The organism is Sphingobium sp. JAI105 (assembly GCF_015752145.1).
GTDB classification, from domain to species: domain Bacteria; phylum Pseudomonadota; class Alphaproteobacteria; order Sphingomonadales; family Sphingomonadaceae; genus Sphingobium; species Sphingobium xenophagum.
In genome coordinates, this window is sequence record NZ_JADOUC010000001.1 from 2,358,771 (window position 1) to 2,377,977 (window position 19,207).

Annotated in this window: 12 protein-coding genes and 4 pseudogenes; 11 read left to right on the forward strand and 5 right to left on the reverse strand. The window is 59.9% G+C overall.

Annotated features, from left to right (window positions below):
* Nucleotides 1-194: 194 nt before the first annotated feature.
* The 3 genes from IWY39_RS11280 to IWY39_RS11290 all read left to right on the forward strand — a co-directional run bounded on the left by IWY39_RS11280 (nucleotide 195) and on the right by IWY39_RS11290 (nucleotide 7,650).
* Nucleotides 195-4,049: a hydantoinase B/oxoprolinase family protein gene (locus tag IWY39_RS11280; RefSeq protein WP_196871514.1), complete on the forward strand. Its 3,855-nt coding sequence runs from the start codon at nucleotides 195-197 to the stop codon at nucleotides 4,047-4,049.
* A 162-nt stretch (nucleotides 4,050-4,211) separates the two neighbouring features.
* The gene (locus IWY39_RS11285) at nucleotides 4,212-5,249 is read left to right on the forward strand and encodes a GlxA family transcriptional regulator (protein ID WP_196871515.1); all 1,038 of its coding nucleotides are present in this window, start codon (nucleotides 4,212-4,214) and stop codon (nucleotides 5,247-5,249) included.
* A 196-nt stretch (nucleotides 5,250-5,445) separates the two neighbouring features.
* Nucleotides 5,446-7,650: a TonB-dependent receptor gene (locus tag IWY39_RS11290; protein WP_196871516.1), complete on the forward strand. Its 2,205-nt coding sequence runs from the start codon at nucleotides 5,446-5,448 to the stop codon at nucleotides 7,648-7,650.
* A gap of 215 nt (nucleotides 7,651-7,865) precedes the next feature.
* Here the strand turns inward: IWY39_RS11290 and IWY39_RS11295 are convergent, their stop codons facing one another.
* Complete coding sequence (locus IWY39_RS11295; RefSeq protein ID WP_196871517.1) at nucleotides 7,866-8,891, reverse strand: GlxA family transcriptional regulator; 1,026 nt, start codon at nucleotides 8,889-8,891, stop codon at nucleotides 7,866-7,868.
* Between the two features lie 232 nt (nucleotides 8,892-9,123).
* Between IWY39_RS11295 and IWY39_RS11300 the strand changes: the two genes are divergently transcribed.
* Nucleotides 9,124-10,344 (forward strand): MFS transporter, encoded by a 1,221-nt coding sequence (locus IWY39_RS11300; protein ID WP_331274476.1) that lies wholly within the window; start codon nucleotides 9,124-9,126, stop codon nucleotides 10,342-10,344.
* Here the strand turns inward: IWY39_RS11300 and IWY39_RS24020 are convergent.
* The 3 genes from IWY39_RS24020 to purU form a co-directional block, all read right to left on the reverse strand.
* Nucleotides 10,341-10,622 (reverse strand): SOS response-associated peptidase family protein, encoded by a 282-nt coding sequence (locus IWY39_RS24020; RefSeq protein WP_231377515.1) that lies wholly within the window; start codon nucleotides 10,620-10,622, stop codon nucleotides 10,341-10,343. The two genes, IWY39_RS11300 and IWY39_RS24020, sit on opposite strands and share 4 nt — an antisense overlap.
* Before the next feature lie 575 nt (nucleotides 10,623-11,197).
* Nucleotides 11,198-11,467 (reverse strand): tetrahydrofolate dehydrogenase/cyclohydrolase catalytic domain-containing protein, encoded by a 270-nt coding sequence (locus IWY39_RS11315; protein WP_196871519.1) that lies wholly within the window; start codon nucleotides 11,465-11,467, stop codon nucleotides 11,198-11,200.
* A 5-nt stretch (nucleotides 11,468-11,472) separates the two neighbouring features.
* Complete coding sequence (gene purU, locus IWY39_RS11320; protein WP_196871520.1) at nucleotides 11,473-12,333, reverse strand: formyltetrahydrofolate deformylase; 861 nt, start codon at nucleotides 12,331-12,333, stop codon at nucleotides 11,473-11,475.
* 553 nt (nucleotides 12,334-12,886) lie between these two features.
* Between purU and IWY39_RS11325 the strand changes: the two are divergent.
* The 5 genes and pseudogenes from IWY39_RS11325 to IWY39_RS24025 all read left to right on the forward strand — a co-directional run.
* Nucleotides 12,887-13,537 (forward strand): annotated as a pseudogene (locus IWY39_RS11325) (IS110 family transposase); the annotation flags it as partial.
* A gap of 311 nt (nucleotides 13,538-13,848) precedes the next feature.
* Nucleotides 13,849-14,975 (forward strand): IS3 family transposase gene (locus tag IWY39_RS11330; RefSeq protein WP_196871496.1). Its coding sequence is split into 2 segments (ribosomal slippage): nucleotides 13,849-14,080 and nucleotides 14,080-14,975, totalling 1,128 coding nucleotides; the frame shifts between segments, so codons are not numbered across the junction.
* Between the two features lie 31 nt (nucleotides 14,976-15,006).
* Nucleotides 15,007-15,540, forward strand: a pseudogene (locus IWY39_RS11335) (IS66 family transposase); the annotation flags it as partial.
* Between the two features lie 18 nt (nucleotides 15,541-15,558).
* Nucleotides 15,559-15,788 (forward strand): annotated as a pseudogene (locus IWY39_RS24600) (IS3-like element IS1133 family transposase); the annotation flags it as partial.
* Nucleotides 15,765-15,890, forward strand: a pseudogene (locus tag IWY39_RS24025) (IS3 family transposase); the annotation flags it as partial. The pseudogenes IWY39_RS24600 and IWY39_RS24025, both read left to right, overlap by 24 nt.
* A 357-nt stretch (nucleotides 15,891-16,247) precedes the next feature.
* Here the strand turns inward: IWY39_RS24025 and IWY39_RS11345 are convergent.
* Complete coding sequence (locus IWY39_RS11345) at nucleotides 16,248-16,964, reverse strand: SDR family oxidoreductase (RefSeq protein WP_231377517.1); 717 nt, start codon at nucleotides 16,962-16,964, stop codon at nucleotides 16,248-16,250.
* 133 nt (nucleotides 16,965-17,097) lie between these two features.
* Here IWY39_RS11345 and IWY39_RS11350 point away from each other — a divergent pair, with 133 nt between their 5' ends.
* Together IWY39_RS11350 and IWY39_RS11355 are read left to right on the forward strand one after the other, a co-directional pair.
* Nucleotides 17,098-18,033 (forward strand): LysR family transcriptional regulator, encoded by a 936-nt coding sequence (locus IWY39_RS11350; protein WP_196871521.1) that lies wholly within the window; start codon nucleotides 17,098-17,100, stop codon nucleotides 18,031-18,033.
* 389 nt (nucleotides 18,034-18,422) lie between these two features.
* On the forward strand, nucleotides 18,423-19,199 hold the full coding sequence (locus IWY39_RS11355) for an IclR family transcriptional regulator (protein WP_196871522.1): 777 nt from the start codon (nucleotides 18,423-18,425) through the stop codon (nucleotides 19,197-19,199).
* Nucleotides 19,200-19,207: the final 8 nt, after the last annotated feature.

Consider the following 19,207-nt stretch of genomic DNA (forward strand, 5'->3'; position numbering starts at 1 on the left):
GCCGACTGGGAAAAGTGGATTCCGGTCGCTGACGGTATCTTTCTCCCATACCGCACCGATGGCGGACGTCCAGATGAGCGTTTGCGAACATGCCGAGCGCAACGCTGTCGATGTCGATGTTCATCGCTGCGCAAGTCGCGTCCGGCCGCCTTGGCGGGAGGAATGCGGGAAACCGGTTTCAAAGGAGAAGATTCGTGACGGCCCCTATCAACACCACCACTGATCGCTGGCGCATTGGTTTTGATATCGGAGGCACGTTCACAGACTTTGTCCTGCTTGATAATGAGCGCGGCAGCGTGCGCCTGCACAAGCGGTTGACCACGCCGAAGGATCCGTCGATCGCCGCACTCGCAGGCCTGCAGGAGTTGGTCGAGCAGGCCGGCATCACTCTCAGCGATATCAGCGAAATCGTCCATGGCACGACGCTGGTGACGAACGCTGTGATCGAGCGCAAGGGCGCGAAACTCGGGCTTCTGACGACAAAAGGATTCCGCGACGCGCTCGAGATCGGCCGCGAGCAACGCTACGATATCTACGATCTTTTCCTTGAATTTCCGGACCCCATGGTCTCGCGCGATTTGCGGCGCGAGATCGATGAGCGGATCAACCGCGATGGTTATGTCGTGCAAGGCCTCGATACCGAGGCGGTGCGCAAGCAGTTGCGCGAGCTCATCAACGAGGGCGTCGAGGCTGTCGCGGTCTGTTTCCTCAACTCCTACCGCAACCCTGCGCATGAACAGGCTGTCGGTCAGATTGTTCAGGCGGAGTTCCCGGAACTGGCTGTTTCGCTTTCATCGGAAGTGGTGGCCGAAATCTCCGAATATGAGCGCAGCGTAACCACCTGCGCGAACGCCTATGTTCAGCCGCTCATGGACCGCTATCTGCAAAAGCTCGAACGCGAGCTTTCCGCTCGGAACTTCCGCGGTATCCTCTATCTGATGCACTCTGCAGGTGGTCTGGTGTCATTGACCACCGCCCGCGCCTTTCCGATCCGTTTGCTCGAATCCGGTCCCGCCGGCGGGGCGCTTGCAACGGCGCTATTCGGCCGCCTTGCAGGCAAGACCGAGGTCATCGCGTTCGATATGGGCGGTACGACCGCCAAGGCCTGCCTTATCGAGAATGGCGAAGTCGAAATCGCTCCTATGCTGGAAGCCGGGCGCGCGCATCGCTTCGCCAAGGGCTCCGGCCTGCCGATCAAGACCCCGACCGTGGACCTGATTGAAATCGGTGCCGGCGGCGGCTCCATCGCGGCGATCGACGACGTCGGCTTGCTGAAGGTGGGGCCGCACTCGGCGGCATCGGATCCGGGCCCGGCCTGTTATGGTCTTGGCGGAACGAAGCCGACGGTTACCGACGCTAACCTCGTGTTGGGCTATTATGATCCGGGCTTTTTCCTCGGCGGCCGCATGGCCCTCGACAAGGACGCCGCCGCTCGGGCGGTTGGGACCTTGGCCAAGCCGCTCAGTCTCTCGGTCGAGGAAGCGGCCTGGGGCATTCACAAGGTTGTGGTCGAGAGCATGGCGGCGGCCGCGCGCGTCCATCTGATCGAGAAGGGCCTTGATCCGCGCCATTATGCCATGGTCGGTTTCGGCGGGGCGGGCCCGGCGCATGCATGCGACGTCGCGCGTGTCCTCGGCATCAAGCAGGTGATCATTCCTCCGGGGTCCGGTGCCGCTTCAGCCCTCGGTTTCCTGACTGCGCCGCTGTCCTATCAAATGGTCCGCTCGCGCCCGATCGAGTTCTCGGAAGGCTTCGATGCTGCAGCGGTCAACCCCGTTCTGCGCGAGATGGCCGAAGAAGGTCGTCAGCGCCTGGTCGAGGCGGGTGTCGTCGCGAGCGATATCAGCGTTGCCGCCAGTGCGGACATGCGCCTTGTCGGTCAGCTGCATGATATTTCGGTGCCACTGCCAGCAGGTGATCTCGAGGGGCGTCATCTCGACGAGATCCGCGAGAACTTCGCCCGAATTTACTCACAGCGCTACACGTCGGTACCGGACGGCGCGCGCGTCGAGGCGATCAACTTCCGTGTTCGCGTCGCGGGCCGCGCACCGACTGTATCGCTCAAGGGGGCAGCCGACGGCGGCGATCAGGCGGCAAAGAGCAAAGGCACCCGCAAGGCATGGTTCGACCGCGACTATCACGACACGAATGTCTATGACCGCTATGCGCTGACCCCTGGAGACAGCTTTGCCGGGCCTGCGATCATTGAGGAGCGTGAGGCGACGACGGTTATCGCGCCTGGCGACTCTTTCGTGGTCGATGAAGCCTTGAACCTACGCATTTCGATCGCGGCAACGGTGGCGCTCCCCGAGATTGTGACAGCTCAGACCCGGCTCGAAGATGCTATCGATCGTATCCATGCCGATCCTATCGCGCTCGAGATCATGTGGAGCCGCCTTGTCACCGTAACTGAAGAGATGTGGTCGACAGTTTGCCGGACGGCCTTCTCGCTGGTTATCTCGGATGCTCAGGATTTCGCATGCGAGCTCCTCGATCCGCAGGGTGAACCGATCGTTCATTCGCCGCGTGCTATGCCAATTTTCAACCTCTCGCTGCCGAATGGCGTGAAGAAGATGCTGGAGATCTACCCGTCCGAAACCCTTCGTCCGGGTGACGTGCTGATCTGCAATGACCCTTGGTTGCTGGCAGGTCATCTTTTCGACATCGCGGTCGTGACCCCGATTTTCCGCGATGACACGCTGGTCGGGCTCACTGCGACCGTCGCGCATGTCTCGGATATCGGCGGGACGCGTAATCCGAGCACGACACGCGAGATCTTCGAGGAAGGGGTGCAAATCCCGCCGATGAAGCTGTTTGAGGCCGGCAAGCCCAATGAAACCCTATTCCGCATTCTCGCGGAGAACGTACGCGGCAGTGACCAAGTCATCGGCGACATCCAGGCGATGGTCGCTGCCAATGAGATCGGTGGTAAGCGTCTGCTGGCATTCATGCGCGATTACGGGATGGGCGATCTTCGTGCGCTGACCGCCGTTGTGCAGGGTCTGTCGGAAAAGGCCATGCGTGACGCCATCCGTGCGATCCCTGATGGCGAATATACGTCGGATTGCTGGTGTAACCCGGTCGACGAGCGTCTTCGGATTCCGCTGAAGATGACGGTCAAGGGCGACGAGATCGAACTGGATTTCGAGGGCGCACCGCCGCAGCTGAAGGTGGGGGCGTTCAACGCCACACTCAGCTATTCAACCGCTGCGGCGACCTATCCCCTCAAGTGCATCCTTACCCCGCATGTTCGAGGCAACGCCGGTTGCTATCGTCCGTTCACGGTGAAGATTCCGGAGGGGACGTTGTTCAACTGCAGCCGTACCGCACCGGTCAGCCAGCGGACCCGATCGGGCTGGTATCTCAATCCGACGGTCTTCCGGGCTCTTGCAACGGCACTGCCCGACAGGGTGCAGGCGTTCACCGGCATTCCGGTCAATCCCAAGATTTCGGGCGTCGATGCCAGGGGGACGCCGTATTCCGAACTCTTCTTCAATGGCGGCGGGCAGGGTGCGTCGTCGAGCCGAGACGGCCGATCGAGCCTGCTGTTCCCTACCTCGGCGGGCAACACTTCGATCGAAATGTTTGAATCGCGGGTCCCCGTCATGGTGATCGAGAAGAGCTTCATTCAAGATTCAGGCGGGGCGGGCCGGTTCCGCGGCGGCCTCGGTCAGCGCGTTCGCTTCCAAAAGCTGGCCAATGATGGCGTCGATACGATGATAGGCTTCTTCCCGGATTCGCTCGATCAGCCCGGCCTGTTCGGCGGCGGCGCCGGCGGCGTTGGTGGTGGCGCCCTTCTCGACGCCGAAGGCATGCGGATCACCGTACTCGACAAGGGCGGTGTCCGCCCCGTGTCCGATCGGGGCGAGATCGTCGAAATCCTGCTCGCGGGAGGTGGAGGGTTCGGCAATCCCCTGGAACGCGATCGTGCGGCGGTCGAACGTGACGTCCGGCTCGGACTGGTAAGTGCCGAGGCTGCGGCTGATGTCTATGGTTATGGTCCGGCGGCGGCCAGCCAGGCCGCAGATAGCGCGGAATTGGTCGGCTAGGATTAATGATGACGGGAGCAGGTTCGTTGGCACCGACCTGCTCCTTACCGGCGGCGACCTCGACGCCACGGGATGCGGGTCGTCGCAGCATATTCGGTATAGATGTCCGGCCGGGGTACCGGCGCGAAAATTGCAGAGGATATAGGTTCGAAGGACAGGGCTGTGCGCGACCGTGAGTTAGATGAGCCACCGGGACCACGACAGCGTGTGGTGTCAGCGTCGACCAAACTTGCGGCGCCGCGGCCCTATGTCGTCGGATTCCTTCTTCCCCCCGAGTTCATCCTGCTTTCTTATGCCGCAGCGGTCGAACCAATGCGCGCCGCCAATACACGTTCAGGACGCAAGCTGTTCGACTGGAAGGTGATCACGGCGGACGGTCAGCCGGTCAGTTCCTTGTGTGGCGGCTCCTTCAAGGCGGATTTCAGCATTAACGACGATATCGTCGTCGACATGCTGCTCGTCTCTTCACCAAGCAATTCCGCGAAGTATCGTGACGAGACCGTGTTCAAGTGGCTGCGACACATGGCCCGCAAGGATATCATCGTCGGCGGATTTTCCGGGGGGGTTTGGCTGCTTGCTCGCGCCGGTCTGCTGGAAAATCATAAATGCGCTGTCCACTGGGAGAAGCAGTCGGCTTTCCTTGAAGAATTCCCCACCTACCAGGTAACGCGGTCGATCTATGAAATCGATCGGAACCGCATCACCTGTGGCGGAGGGCTGTCTACGATCGACATGATGCACGAGGTGATCAAGGCGCGATATGGAAATGAGATCGCCGCCGACGTGAGCGAGTGGCTAGTTCATACCGAATATGGCCAGCGGCCTCAGCGTCCCTCGCTACAGACGCGCATGGGGGTCAGCCATCCTGGACTGATTCGAGCCCTCGAGGCGATGGAAGGCAATCTCGAGGAGCCACTGTCCCGCGCCGAGCTCGCCAAGATTGCGGGTGTCTCGGAACGGCAACTCAACAGGCTGTTCGATGCCCAGGTTGGCAAGCCTTTGAGTCCCTATTATCTGCAGCTTCGACTGCGCCGTGCCTATGAGCTGATCATCCAGAGCAACATGACGCTACTGGAAATTGCGATGGCCTGCGGCTTCAACCGAGCAAGCACCTTCTCGAAATGCTACCGCCGGGTGTTTGGCGTCTCGCCGCGCGAGGAGCGGGCTGACGAGATGCGTCGCCGTCGTCCCAAGGACTGACATTCAGCCCGAATTTCCTGTCGTCCTGATCGCGCCGTTCGGCGCAGACAATGGCAAGATAGCCACACATGAAGCTCAGCTCAAAATGCCGCTGCAAAATGCGTTTGATGAGCAAATATGCGTCCCTCTCGGGAAACTCACCGTCGCCAATAGCCCATATAAATACTCCTGTAACAATAAAGGGAAGGGGGCTGTTATGAGCCATTATCTAAAATTTTGTTTAGGGTCTTCGGTCGTGATCGGCGTTGTACTCGCCGGCACGCCGGCGCTTGCGCAGGAACAAATGACCGCTCCGCAACAAGCAGAACAGAATAGCGGTATTGGCGACATCGTGGTCACGGCGCGTCAGCGCTCCGAAAGCCTGCAGCGCGTTCCTGACGCGATCTCTGCATTCAGCCAGTCGACGCTTGTTAACGCCAACATCAAGAATGTCACCGACCTTTCGCGGCTCACCCCCAACCTGAACTTCCGCGACGGCCGCGCCTTCTCGGCCAATTTCTTCGATATACGCATGCGCGGTATCGGCTCCGCCCAGGGCGGCTGGCCTTCGGTATCGCTGATCGTCGATGGCGTCCCCACGAGCTCAAGCGACGCTCTGACGGCCGGTTCGTTGGCTGGCGTGGAGCGGATCGAGGTTCTGCGCGGTCCGCAGTCGGCACTTTACGGCTTCAACGCGATCGCCGGCGCCATCAACATCGTGACCAAGCGTCCGACCAACGATTTCACGGGAGAAGCCCGGGTCTATTACGGCAATGGTGACGATCTTCAGGCATCCGCCGCCGTCTCCGGCGCGCTCATCGCCGACAAGGTCTTGCTGCGCATCTCGGGTCAGTATCGGGACGATGACGGTCGAATCAACAGCCAGACCAACGGCGTCCATCTCGACTTCCACAACCGCAAATCATTCGAGAGCCGTCTCATCCTGGTACCGACCGAGCGGTTCGAGGCCGATATCCGCACGACCTATGACCGCGAGCATGGCGGCTACAGCTTCCAGGGCCGCGGTTCGGTGGCGGGAAATATCTCGGACGTGATCAACACCAAAAACCCGGTGTTCGCCCGTCGCGAGCCCGGCACCCAGACCCGCACCTTCGGACGGGTTGCGGCGCGTCTCAAATATGATGCCGATATCGTGGAGCTCAGCTCGGTCACTAGCTACGACAAGGGGCGCCAGCACGGTGTCGGCAGCGCTTGCTATGACGACGTGAACGCGCCCAGCTTCCCGGCCCCCGATGGCCTCGGCGGAACGCTGTGTCTCGCCAATACCCGCGCATTCGGCAACCGCGCCGCCGCCGGTCAGGTCATCGAGCGCTTCCAGGCAGGTTCGGACGACATCGATGCGTTCTTCCAGGATGTCCGCATCGCTTCGAAGGACAGCGAAACCATCGAGTGGCTCGTCGGCGGCTCCGGTCTGTGGCGTCGTGTTGACTCCGTCACCCGCAACTTCAACGAAGTGGCTGGCACGCTCAACCGGCCGCAGGTTTCGTTCACCCACAATCGCAAATATGACAAGTGGTGGGGTGTCTACGGTCAGATCAGCGCGCATCTGGGCAATTTCGAGCTGACCGCGAACGGTCGATACGATCGGCAGAAGTATAAGAACACCAGCTACGCCGATTTCGGCTACACCAACATCATCCGCGTCCCTGACCAAACGGGTGTGCTTCAGAACAGCCAGCACGAGCGCGCTCACTCCTTCCAGCCCAAGGGCCAGATCAGCTACAAGATCGACGAAACCAAAATGGTCTATGTCACGGCGTCGAGGGGCTTTCGGGCTGGCTATTTCAACGTCGGATCCTTCGCCATCCCGGAGAAGACGACGAACTACGAAGCAGGCTTCAAGACGTCCTGGTTCGATCGTAAGCTGGTGGCGAACGCATCGGTGTTCCACATCGACTATTCCAACCAGCAGCTGTTCGCGACCACCAACGTGGCACCTTTCCGCATCCCGGTGACCGTGCCCAAGACCAGGATCAAGGGCGCCGAGCTAGAGACATCTGTTCGCATTGCCGAGCCGATCACGCTGAGTGCGACGCTGGCATATCTGGATGCCGACGTGACGAACGGCACGACGTCGCCGCGTGCTCCGAAGTGGAGCGGCTCATTCTCGGGCCAGGTCGATCAGCCCCTCAATGACGTCTGGACGTTGAACGCCCGTGCCGACATGTCGTGGCACAGCGCGCAGTTCCTGGCGGTAGGCAACACGCAGCGCGTCCCAAAGAAGCAGTATCTCAACGCTCGTATCGGCGTCGAGCGTGAAGGTTATGGCGTCTACTTCGTCGGTCAGAACCTGACGAATACACAGGAGCCGCAGATCCAGGCATCAGCCACGACGCCTTACCGGATCATCTATCCGGTCGATCCGCGGAGCTACGGCGTCGAGCTGCGCGTCCAATTCTAATCGCAACTCTCCGCGATTCCACTGCGCTTCCGGGTTCGTCCCGGAAGCGCTTTTTTGCGAAACACGGACGGGACATAGAAGTTGGCCGTTGATCGAGAGTGGTTAATCACCCTCTCTCGGCAAAGCGTTATCGACCCGGAGGTGCGGCTACATGGAACGCAGACCGCGTAAAAACTCGACGAGCGTCTGCTATGGAGCGTGGGAAGGGCGCGATGTCACGCCACAGCGTCGCCCGATATTTTTTCATGTCGACGCAAGCGCAGCGCTTCCTGTCGCTCGGCGCTGGGCGGCAGCCCGAACATGGCGCGATAGGCCTTGGAAAAGCGCGAGGCGCTCTTGAAACCGGACGCGACCGCAATCTCCATCTGCGAAAGGCCGGTTTGCCGCACGAGCTGCCGGGATCGATCCAATCTCAAGCGCAGATAATAGGCGGTCAGCGCGGAGTTGAGCTGGGCGACGAACAGACGATCGAGTTGTCGCTCCGACAGACCGGCGATGCCGGCCAGCTCGGCACGGCTGAGTGGATCTTCGATTCGATTTTCCATCGCCTCGAGCGCACGGATCAATCCAGGGTGGCTGACTCCAAGACGCGCTTCCAGCGATCGCCGCTGAGAGTCCCAGCTCTCGCGGATGTCGGTGTGCAGGAACCAATCGCTGACGCCATCCGCCAATTCCATACCGTGACGGCGGACGAACAGCGCGTGCATCATATCGAGCGGTGACATGCCGCCGCCGCAGGTCAGCCTCTTGCCATCGATCTCATATAGCGACTTACGCAAGTCGGCATTGGGAAACTCTTCGGCGAAAGCGGGCGCATAAGCCCAGTGCAGCGTCATGCGATGGTTTGTGAGCACCCCGGCGCGGGCCAGGATGAACGCTCCGCCGCCGATGCCGCCGATCATCGCGCCACGTGCTGCCTGCGACCGGAGCCAGGCCAAAGCGTGACCCTGGTCGAAGCTCACCGCTTCGTCACTCGCGCAAACGAAAATGAGATCGAACTGCTCAGTGCCCCCGGCAAGACAATCGCACGCGACGGCGACATCATTGGATGCCACGGCCGGATCGTCGTCGGGACGGAGATGGTGCCAGGTGTAAAGCGTCTGCTTCGCGATCTGATTGGCCGCGCGCAATGACTCGATTGCGGCGACATAGGCGAGCATCGCAAAGCCCGAGATCAGGAGGAAGCCGACGCGTGCGGGCCGATCGCTTGTCGCCACGATGGTTTCGGTCGCTGTCGTCATGGCATGCTATCCGCTCGCGTCATCCCGCCAGCCCTTTGCCGTTGATCGCCGCGTACCGGACCAGAAAGCCGGTGTCGCTCAATGTCATCCTAAAGTCATGTCGTTAACCAGCGTGTCCGTTCCAGACATTCTGATAACCAAAATGTCCGCTGGCGACAATCCGGAACGGGATGATCGTGCGACCTTCATCGCATGATGGATCACCGAATCCATTGGAATCGAGGCGCGATTGGTGGGTGCCAGCGGCGTCGGGGCGGGGAGATTGACGTTGCTGACTCAAGCGGGATCAGCCGGTTCGGACGAGGTTTCCGTCGCGCGCCGGTATATCGCCATCGTTCTTGTCGGCATTGCGGGCATGGCGATCGCGTCGACCAAGGCGATCTACATCGGGACGTTCATCAAGGACTTCGGTCTTTCGCAGTCGATGGCCGGATATCTCCTCAGCGTCGAGATGGTCGCCGCTACGGTGGGTACGATCGTCTCCACGATGTTGCGCCAACGCCCGATTTTGATCTTTGCCTTGATCGCGATCCTTATTGGCAACGTCGGCACCGCGCTGGTCGACGATAATAGCCTGTTTTTCTGGCAAACCGTTGCAGGCTTGGGCCATGGCTATGCGGTCGGCCTGATGGCAGCGGCGATCGCAACAGTGGCGCACCCGCAGCGCCTGTCGGGTTTCTACACGACAAGCTATCTGATCCTGTCGTCGCTCTGCGCGATGTCGTTGCCGGCGATGAAGACAATCATCGGGCCTCACGCGCTGTTCTTCATACTGGCGGTCACTGGCCCACTCGCCATGCTGGCCGTCCGATGGTTTCCGGACCTGCGAACAGCCGTCAAGAAGAAGACCGCAGATCTTCCGCCGATCCCTCGACCGCTCTATCTCTACGTCTTTCTCACCCTGTTCATCTGGTATGTCAGCATCGGCGGCTTCTGGCCGTATATGGGCCAGTTCGGAATAGAACATGGGGTTTCCTTCGACGATCGAGCCCGCATCCTGGGAAGCGCCAACCTGTTCGGATTGGCCGGAGCGATGCTGTCGATCGTGGTCGGTGATCGCTTCGGATCTGTGAAGCCGCTGGTCTTCTTCATCGGCCTGCAGACGCTCGCGGTCATCATCTTGCTTTTGGCGCCGGCCGGCCGGCCCTGCTTCATGGTCGCGACCTGGCTTTACGTGTTCGCCTGGCTCGGTGGTTTCCCCAATCTGCTCGGTCTGCTCTCGAAAATCGACGGGACGGGTCGTCTGAACGCGACACTGTATGTCGCTGGCAACACAGCCTACGCAGTGGGCCCGGCTTCGGCTGCGCTTCTCATCAAGAGCGGACCCACCGAGACGATCGGACTCCATTATGTCCAATATGCAGGTTTCGCCACGCTCGTTCTGAGCGGCGGCATGATTCTGATCCTCGCTTTCCGGAACGCCCGAGCGAAAGCCGGGCTTCAGCCAAGCTAGAAAGCTAGCTCCGCCCGTTCGACGACGAAGGTTCCCTCGGGCGGAGGCGCGAGCAGTTCCTCGTTCGACTGCGTAGCGTCCAGCCACTGCATGAACTGGCGCCGAAAGATGATTGCACCGCTGCGATCCTGAAAGGGTGCAACATCGAGGTTCGTTGGTAGCATCACGACCCGGTAGCTGAGCCAGCAATCCGCCATAGACGGCTTCCATATACCAGCAACGTAGAAGAAGTTGCCGTCTGCCTGGCGGACATGCTGGCGCTGCTGGCCATAGCCCATCACGAATTCCGAGGCCGCTATGAGACACCGATTCCGGGAGAAAAGCTGGCCCTCGCAGCGTATGAAAGGGATCGAGCTTCCGCTTGAGAAGCTGAGAAGCGGGGATCGGAACCCCAGATCGCTTCCACCATTTCGATCTCTTGCCTATCGTCCGGGTTTCGCCGGATGATCGCGCGGCGGCTGCCGAGTGGTGCGTGCATATCGAAACGGGTTGCTTCGGCCTGCATGGCGTGAACATATATAGAACATGCGCAATCGGCAAGGGCATCGGAATGAGGAGCCGCGATGTGCAATGATTATCGTCTTGAGGTCGATATCGCGTCGATTGCGGAGGATTTCGATAATCTCACGATCAAGCTCGGCATGCCCGAGGGTCTGCCCAATGTGCCCTCGCGCGAAGACATCAAGATCACCGATGTCGCGCCGATCGTGCGCAGCGGCGAGCGGCGTGGCACCGGGGAGTTCGTCAATCGGCGCTGGAGTTGGCCTAGCCAGAACGACCGTCCCGTCTATAATTTTCGCTCCGAAGGCCGCGAGTTCGGGTCGCACCACTGCCTGATCCTCATGGATGGCTTCTACGAGTTCACCAAGGCCAAGCAGAAGCGGCAGGACAAATGGCTGTTTACACTATCCGCCGGAAGACGATGCTCGATCGAGCGGATGCCTGCTTTTCTCGTCTGCGCGATCTTGTGCCCGACATAGACTTGGCTCGCCGGATCATTGCTAACGAGCACCACGGCAAGGCCCGGGGTGTCTCCGAAATGAGCGAGTAGATCCGCCGATCTGGCCGACACCTCCAGTTCGATCTGGGCCGCAATCGACTTGCCGTTGATGATCTGCGCCATAACGATCAGTCCGTGAAGACGACAGTCTTGGACCCGTTCATCAGTACGCGATCGTCAAGATGATAGCGGACCGCGCGTGCGAGAACACGGCGTTCGATGTCGCGGCCCTTCCGCACCAGCGTAGTGGGAGAGTCCGCGTGTGAAATCTGCTCGACATCCTGGGCGATGATCGGGCCCTCGTCGAGGTCGGCGGTTACATAGTGCGCCGTCGCACCGATCATCTTCACGCCGCGGGCATGCGCCTGATGATACGGCTTTGCGCCCTTGAAGCCTGGCAGGAAGCTGTGATGGATATTAATGCAGCGGCCCGACAGAAAGCTGGCGAGGTCGCCGGAGAGAATCTGCATATATCGCGCGAGCACGACGAGCTCTGCCTCGCTGTCGTCGACGATCGCTTTGATCTCCGCCTCCTGCTGAGGCTTGGTATCCGTGGTGATTGGCAGATGGTGAAACGGGATTTCATCAATGTCCGTCGAACCGTAGGTTTCTTGCGGATGATTCGACACGATGCCGACGACGTCCATATTCAGCTCACCGATCCGCCACCGATACAGGAGATCGTTGAGGCAATGATCGAACTTCGATGCCAGAAGCAGGACCTTGCGACGGCGTGACTGCTGCCGGATTGACCAGGCCATGCTGTGGCGCAGTGCGATCGGCCCGAACTGCTCGATCAAATCCGCAGCCAGAGTTTCGTTAGGGACGTCGAACAGAACGCGCATGAAGAAGCGACCGGTCTCGACATCGTCGAACTGGTTGGCCTCCCGAATATTGCCCTGATGCTTGAATATTTCAGCGGTAACGCGGGCGACGATCCCGGGCTGGTCCGGACAGGACAGAGTGAGGACATAGGACGAGAGAGTCATTCCGAAACCTCGTTTGCGCAGATCGCGCGAAGCGCCCAGCAGCGCAGCAGCTCAGATATCGTGTTGATCACCCCGTGGCCCTCTCCGACTGCCGCTGGCAGCCTTTCTCGAAGAATGGTGGAAACGATAGGCGAGGCTCTGGTGCAAACTTGTCCCTGCGCGACCTTTCCTTTCGCCAGCCAGACAAATGCCGCGCTTGTCCAAGGCAGACATCCAGGCCTGATGTCGAATGCGCCAAGCATTTGTCGCTCCTCAACAAGTCGAGCGAAGGGGCGCCCCTTGAATTCCCAGATAGTCGCGATGGCTGCGGTTTACCCGATGCCGGGTGTCGCCGTGGTGCGCTGATTGGTTCGGAAAGGGACAAAACAGAAATGATGGTCGAAACGCAGGACAACGCGCTCTTGATCGATCGCATCCTGACAGCGCCCGTAGCAGGCGGACTGCCGGGCGAGACCAACGGTCTGGACCAGGAGGAGGGACGAGCGGCAGCTACCTTCGTCGCAGAGGTTTTGAAAAGCGGCCGAGTCCTCAACCGATCGTCTTCATCGAGGCCATGCTTGTCCGGCAACGCACGCAAACTATCAACGCGATTCGGGGGCACATGGCCGAGTATGGCTGGGTTGCGCCTAAAGGCCCCAGTTGGGTAACACAGCTTGGCGAACTGATCGATGATGAGGCCACTACGTCGCTACCACAGGCTGCGCGCGAGATGTTGCGCGTCATGCTAGGGATACTTGAAGAATTTGATCGCCGGGTAGCGGAACTCGACAAGGAAATTGCGCGGCGAGCCCGTGAAGATAAAGTGGCTTGCCGTCTGATGACCATTCCCGGCATTGGGCCGATAGCGGCGACAGCGATCGCCGCACTGGCCCCTGCCGCAGCAACATTCAAACGCGGGCGTGACTTTGCCGCCTGGCTTGGCCTTACGCCCCTGCAAAAATCTACAGGCGGCAAGACAAAGTTGGGCCGGACATCCAAGATGGGTGAACGCACGCTGCGCCGATTGCTGATTATAGGCAGCAGTGCTGTTGTGCGTCACGCCAGCAAGCGCGGTGCGGCCGAAGGTTCGTGGCTTGCCGCAATGCTCGCCCGCAAGCCGCGCATGCTGGTAACAGTGGCCCAGGCAAACAAGACAGCGCGGATCGTCTGGGCACTGCTTACGAAGCAAGAGGATTACAGAGCTCCGGTGGCAATGGTGGCATAGGCGGCCAAAGTCATCAGAGGTCGTCGGAAGACGCAGTCGGTCGAAGGAGGTATGGCACAACAGTCGGCGAGACGGGGTCAAAAAACCAGACCGTTACAAGGTGCACAAAGCACGCGGACTTGATTTGGATTTGACCCGCGAACTCCCATACAGGCCCGCAGCACATCCTGCAAAATGAGGCCGGACAGATGGCAGCATCCGACTACGCGCCAAACCCAAATTTGTACTTGCGTCTGACGGGGCGTCTGGACTTGTAACGGTTTTGTGCCGGTCACTTGAGAGTTTAAGGCTCATTCAAGGAGACCGACGATATGATCAAGCATAGTGAAGAGTTCAAACAGGAGGCGGTACGCATTGCGCTGACCAGCGGGTTGCCGCGCGAACGGGTCGCGTCGGATTTGGGGGTCGGCAAGTCGACGCTGAACAAATGGGTGTCGCATTATCGTCCGTCTGACCTGGTGGCAGCGCCGCAGGCAGATCTGGCGCGAGAGAATGAACGGCTTCGCCTTGAGAACCGTGTGCTCCGGGAGGAGAGGGAAATCCTAAAAAAGGCCACGCAGTTCTTCGCGAGCCAAAGGCCGTGAGGTTCGCCTTTGTGCACAGCTGGCGGCATCGCTGGCCGGTGGAGTTGATGTGCCGTGTCCTGCAGGTGAGCGAGCGCGGCTATCGTTCCTGGCGTTCGCGTCCCATCAGCCATCGGGAGCGGACGGACATGAGGGTGCTGGCCCATATCCGGGAACAATATAGCCTGAGCCTTGGCAGCTACGGCCGTCCGAGAATGACGATGGAGTTGAAGGAAGCCGGGCTCGACGTTGGTGAGCGCCGGGTCGGCCGCCTCATGCGGATCAACGGGATCAAGCCGGTCCGCACGCGCAAGCACAAGGTTACGACGGACAGCCACCATCGCCTGGGCGTAGCGGCGAACTGGTTGGATGGAGATTTCGCCGCCGATGCCCCCAACCGCAAGTGGGCGGGCGACATCACCTATGTCTGGACACAGGAGGGCTGGCTCTATCTTGCCGTCATCCTCGATCTGCACAGTCGTCGTGTCGTTGGCTGGGCGGTCAGCGACAGGATGAAAAAGGACCTGGCGATCCGGGCGCTGGATATGGCGGTGCGGTTGCGTCAGCCGCCCGAGGGCTGCATTTTCCACTCCGATCGCGGCAGTCAATATTGCTCCTACGCCTATCAAAAGAAGCTGCAGGCCTATGGCCTGCGTCCATCGATGAGTGGCAAGGGCAATTGTTACGACAACTCTGCGGTCGAGACCTTCTTCAAATCACTGAAGGCGGAACTCATCTGGCGGCAGCGCTGGCCAAACCGGCGGCAAGCTGAAGCTGCCATATTCCAGTACATCAACGGCTTCTACAATTCCCGGCGGCGCCATTCATATCTGGGTGGCATCAGTCCGCTCGCCTTTGAGGCCAAGGTGGCGTAATGAGATAGGTGACCGGCGCAAAACCGTTACAAGTCCAGTCGCCGATGAGGCGCTGCGGCGGATCGCCGGGCTCTACAAGATCGAGGCTCGTATCCGAGGCTCCAGCCCCGAACACAGACTGGCGGTACGCCAGGCTGAATCCGCTCCGATCATCGCGGACATGCTGCCATGGCTCAAGGAAATGCTGCCCAAACTACCCCGCGGCTCCCATACAGCCGAGGCCATCGGTTACACCCTCAACCACTGGAAGGGCCTCGTCCGCTTCCTTGAGGATGGACGGATCGAGCTGGATAACAACACCGTTGAGCGCTCAATCAGGCCAATTACCCTCCAGCGGAAAAATGCCCTGTTCACAGGCCATGACCTGGGGGCTGAAAACTGGGCAACCTTCGCCAGCCTTATCGAAACGTGCAAACTGGGCGGTATCAACCCGCAGGCCTACCTCGCCGATGTCCTCGCACGCATCGTCCTGCGCGGCGACACAGATCCCATCGATGACCTGCTCCCCTACAACTGGGTAGATAGTCGCGCCACCGCCAGCCCCGTCATCGATCAAGCCGCCTAAGCGCTCCCCTGTGGGGGTATTTTAGCGCTTACGATTGCGCTGACCAGCGGGTTGTCACGCGAACGGGTCGCGTCGGATTTGTGGGTGGGCAAGTCGACGCTAGGCAAGTGGCGTCGCAGTATCGGCCCAGTGATCTGGTTTCAGCGTCGCAGGCAGATCTGGCACGTGAGAATGAACGGCTTCGCCTTGAGAACCGCGTGCTCCGGGGGGAGAGGGAAATCTTGACCTTCTTCAAATCCCTGAAGGCGGAAATGATCTGGCGGCACAGTTGGCCAACCCGGCGGCAAGCAGAGACAGCCATCTTCCAGTACATCAATGGCTTCTACAATTCCGGTCGCCGCCATTCATAGCTGGGCGGCATCAGCCCGCTCGCCTTCGAAGCCAAGATGGCATAATGAGATAGGTGACCGGCGCAAAATCGTTAAAAGTCCAGTTGGTCGAGAATCTCATTCGGTATCGAAGGTTCTTTGCGTCGTGACATATTGGGTCTCCTTGTTGCCCGTTATGCCTCGCCGCACAGAAATTCCTGACAGTCCCCGCGCCGATGTCATCGAATTGATGATGCTGAAGTCCAGGATATCGCCAACGCCGGTCCAGCGAATGCCAAGCGGTCCAAACCTCAGGCGCAACGAAATGCTCTTCTAGGCCAACGATCATCATGTCTCACCTCGATCCCATCAATCAGCAATCGAAGACGCCGACGAGCCTCACCAAGGAACGGTTTTACCGTTGCGATCGAGATAGCGCAGGCCAGGCGTCCCCATCTGGGCAAGCAGCACATCGACTACCTTGGGAATGCTCTCCTCGACGCTAAGCGGCGCGTCGGGGCCACCAAGGTCGGTGCGCACCCAGCCCGGCGCGATCAGCACCAGCGCGCGCGGATCATCGGCATGGCGAGCCGCGAAGCTGCGCATATACTGATTGAGCGCGGACTTGGTGCCCCGATAGACCTCGTGTCCGCCTCTGTTGTTGTCGCTAACGCTCCCCTGACCCGATGACATGATGCCGATCAGCCCTGTCGGAGGGACAAGCTGCTGCAGCGTTTCGATTACGCGCATTGGGCTGAGTGCATTGGTGACCATCACATGGATGAATTCCTCCGTCGATACATCGGCGATGGTCTCGTCCTGATTCTTGTTGGCTGTGCCGGCATTGTTGAAAAGGATGTCGAAGCTACGTCCCGCAAGACGATCACGCAGGGCAGCGATATCGACTGGCTCGGTAATATCGAGTTGTAGGATCTCGACGCGGTCGGGGTGCTGCTCGGCAAGATAGTGCAGGTCTGTGCGATCGGTACCCTGTACAGTGCCGACCACGTTCCACCCCTTCTTCACGAACTCGCGGGCCATGGCAAGGCCCAGACCACGCGATGCGCCGACGAGGAGGATGGCGCCTTGTACGCCGTCTGACATATCCTTGATCATATCGAAAACTTTCGATCGTTCATTGAAGCATTGCATATGGTTCACGCCTAATATGCGCGCCAGACGCACCATATGCACTATATAGTTGCGCCCGGCGCTATCTATTGAGCCGCTCATTGGGTAATCTGTCTGCATGAAAGATGTTGATCTGAACCTCCTCAGCGCACTCGACGCGCTGCTCGCCGATGGGAGCGTTGTAGGAGCAGCGCGAAGGCTTGGCTTGAGCTCTTCCGCAATGAGCCGGACGCTCGCTAGGCTTAGGGAAGCTACCGGCGACCCGCTGCTGGTGCGCGCTGGACGACGGCTCGTCCCGACGCCCCATGCCATCAATCTGCGCGAGCAGGTTCATGCGCTCGCGCGCGACGTAAGGACGGTACTCAGCCCGCGCGTCGGCGAACTGGACGTCGCGACACTTGAGCGTACCTTTACCATCCGCTCGAATGAGGGGTTCGTTGAACTCTATTCCGCGCCCTTGGTCGCGCGCGTCGCCGAAGTCGCGCCGCACGTCAGGCTGCGCTTTGCGCCTAAGCCCGATAAAGACGCGGGCCTGCTGCGCGAAGCGCAAATCGATCTCGAAATCGGGGTTCTCGGGTTGTCGGCACCGGAGATACGCACGCAACTACTGTTCCGAGCCGAATTTGTCGGTGCAGTTCGCGCCGGGCATCAACTCCTCACAGCGCCTGTAACGCCCGAGCGATATGCGGCCTGCAAGCATGTAGTGGCGTCCCGAAGAGGCTCCTTCATGGGACCGGTCGACGCTGCGTTAAAAAGGCTCGGATTGAACCGGAATGTGGTAGTGGTCGTGCCCGCCTTTGCCGATGCGATGCGCATCGCTGGCCAGTCTGACTTGGTCGCGCTCGTGCCGCGTTCGTGTCTTACGGTTAGCGATACGGGTTCGGCACAGATGTTTGTGAATCTTACTAGCTTTGAACTTCCCGTGCCTACCCCTGAAATCGCGATATCGGCGATGTGGCATCCCCGACTGGACGCAGATGAAGGCCATCGCTGGTTACGCGGGGTCGTTGTTGAAATTTGTGGAAACAGCGGTCGAGACAAGGCGGCTGCGTGACCGAATCGCTGCAACGAGCCGTTGCCAACGGCCGATAGCTTCCCTCACCCCGCCCTCACGGACCAATCTTACCGCTTCGAGCTTGAACTCGCGGCTGAACTTCCTCTGTTGGATTGATGCTCTCGGGTTGATGAAAGCACCTTATCTCGGTGTCCATCAGACCGGCAGCAGGCCACATGCAGATCGTAGGCCGGAGGGCATCTCGAAGCGCGCTACCACCGCAAATTGGCTGCAGGCTCGCAATAGTTATTTTACGTATCACAAGCGCAAATCGCAGTTCAAACACGACTGGAATGCACTCCAATCGCAGGATACGACAGTTTTGCCTAACATCGCGCAACGATCTGTGCAAAATGGTCAAACTTGTGGCTTCGAACCAAAGGGTGAATATGAGTACAGCCGACAAACTTCTCAATGCGCTCGCGCTCTTCAGTTTCGAAGCCCCCGAATGGACCGTTGACGACGCGGCCGATGCTCTCGACGTGTCGGGGAGCACAGCGTACAGATATTTCAGCAGCCTGACCAAGGCCGGATTGCTGGATCCGACGTCTGGTGGCCGCTATGTCTTGGGTCCTGCAATTATAGCCTATGACCGGCAACTCAGGCACCGCGATCCCCTTATCAATGTGGCGAGCCCCGTCTTGAAACGACTGGTGAGCCGGAATGGAGGCGACGGAATTGGCCTTCTGTGCCGGAGGTTTCGCCAGCAGGTCATGTGCGTTTATCAACATCATGAGCATCAGCCCGACCAAGCGGTTAGCTATGAACGGGGGCGGCCCATGGGCCTGTACAGGGGCGCAGCCTCATTAGTGATCCTGGCGCATCTTCCGGGCCGGACCCTGCGATCGCTCTATGCGGCGGACCAGGAGACGATAGAGGCTGCAGGGCTGGGCAAATCATGGGACGAGTTCAAAAACAAGCTACGCAAGATCAAGACCGATCGTGTGTGCGTCACGCATGGGCAACTTGATCCGGGAATGATCGGGATCTCAGCGCCGATCTTCCACGACGAGCGCCAGATCGCGGGCAGCGTCAGCATCGTCCTCGGGGAGGAGGACACGAAGGAAGCTCAAATCGCAGGCGCAGCCGCCCTCGTGCAGGCTGCCGCCAACGAGATCGACGTCGGACTCTCGCAATATGAGCATGTCCCGTTGCCAACGGGCTGACTGCGCGA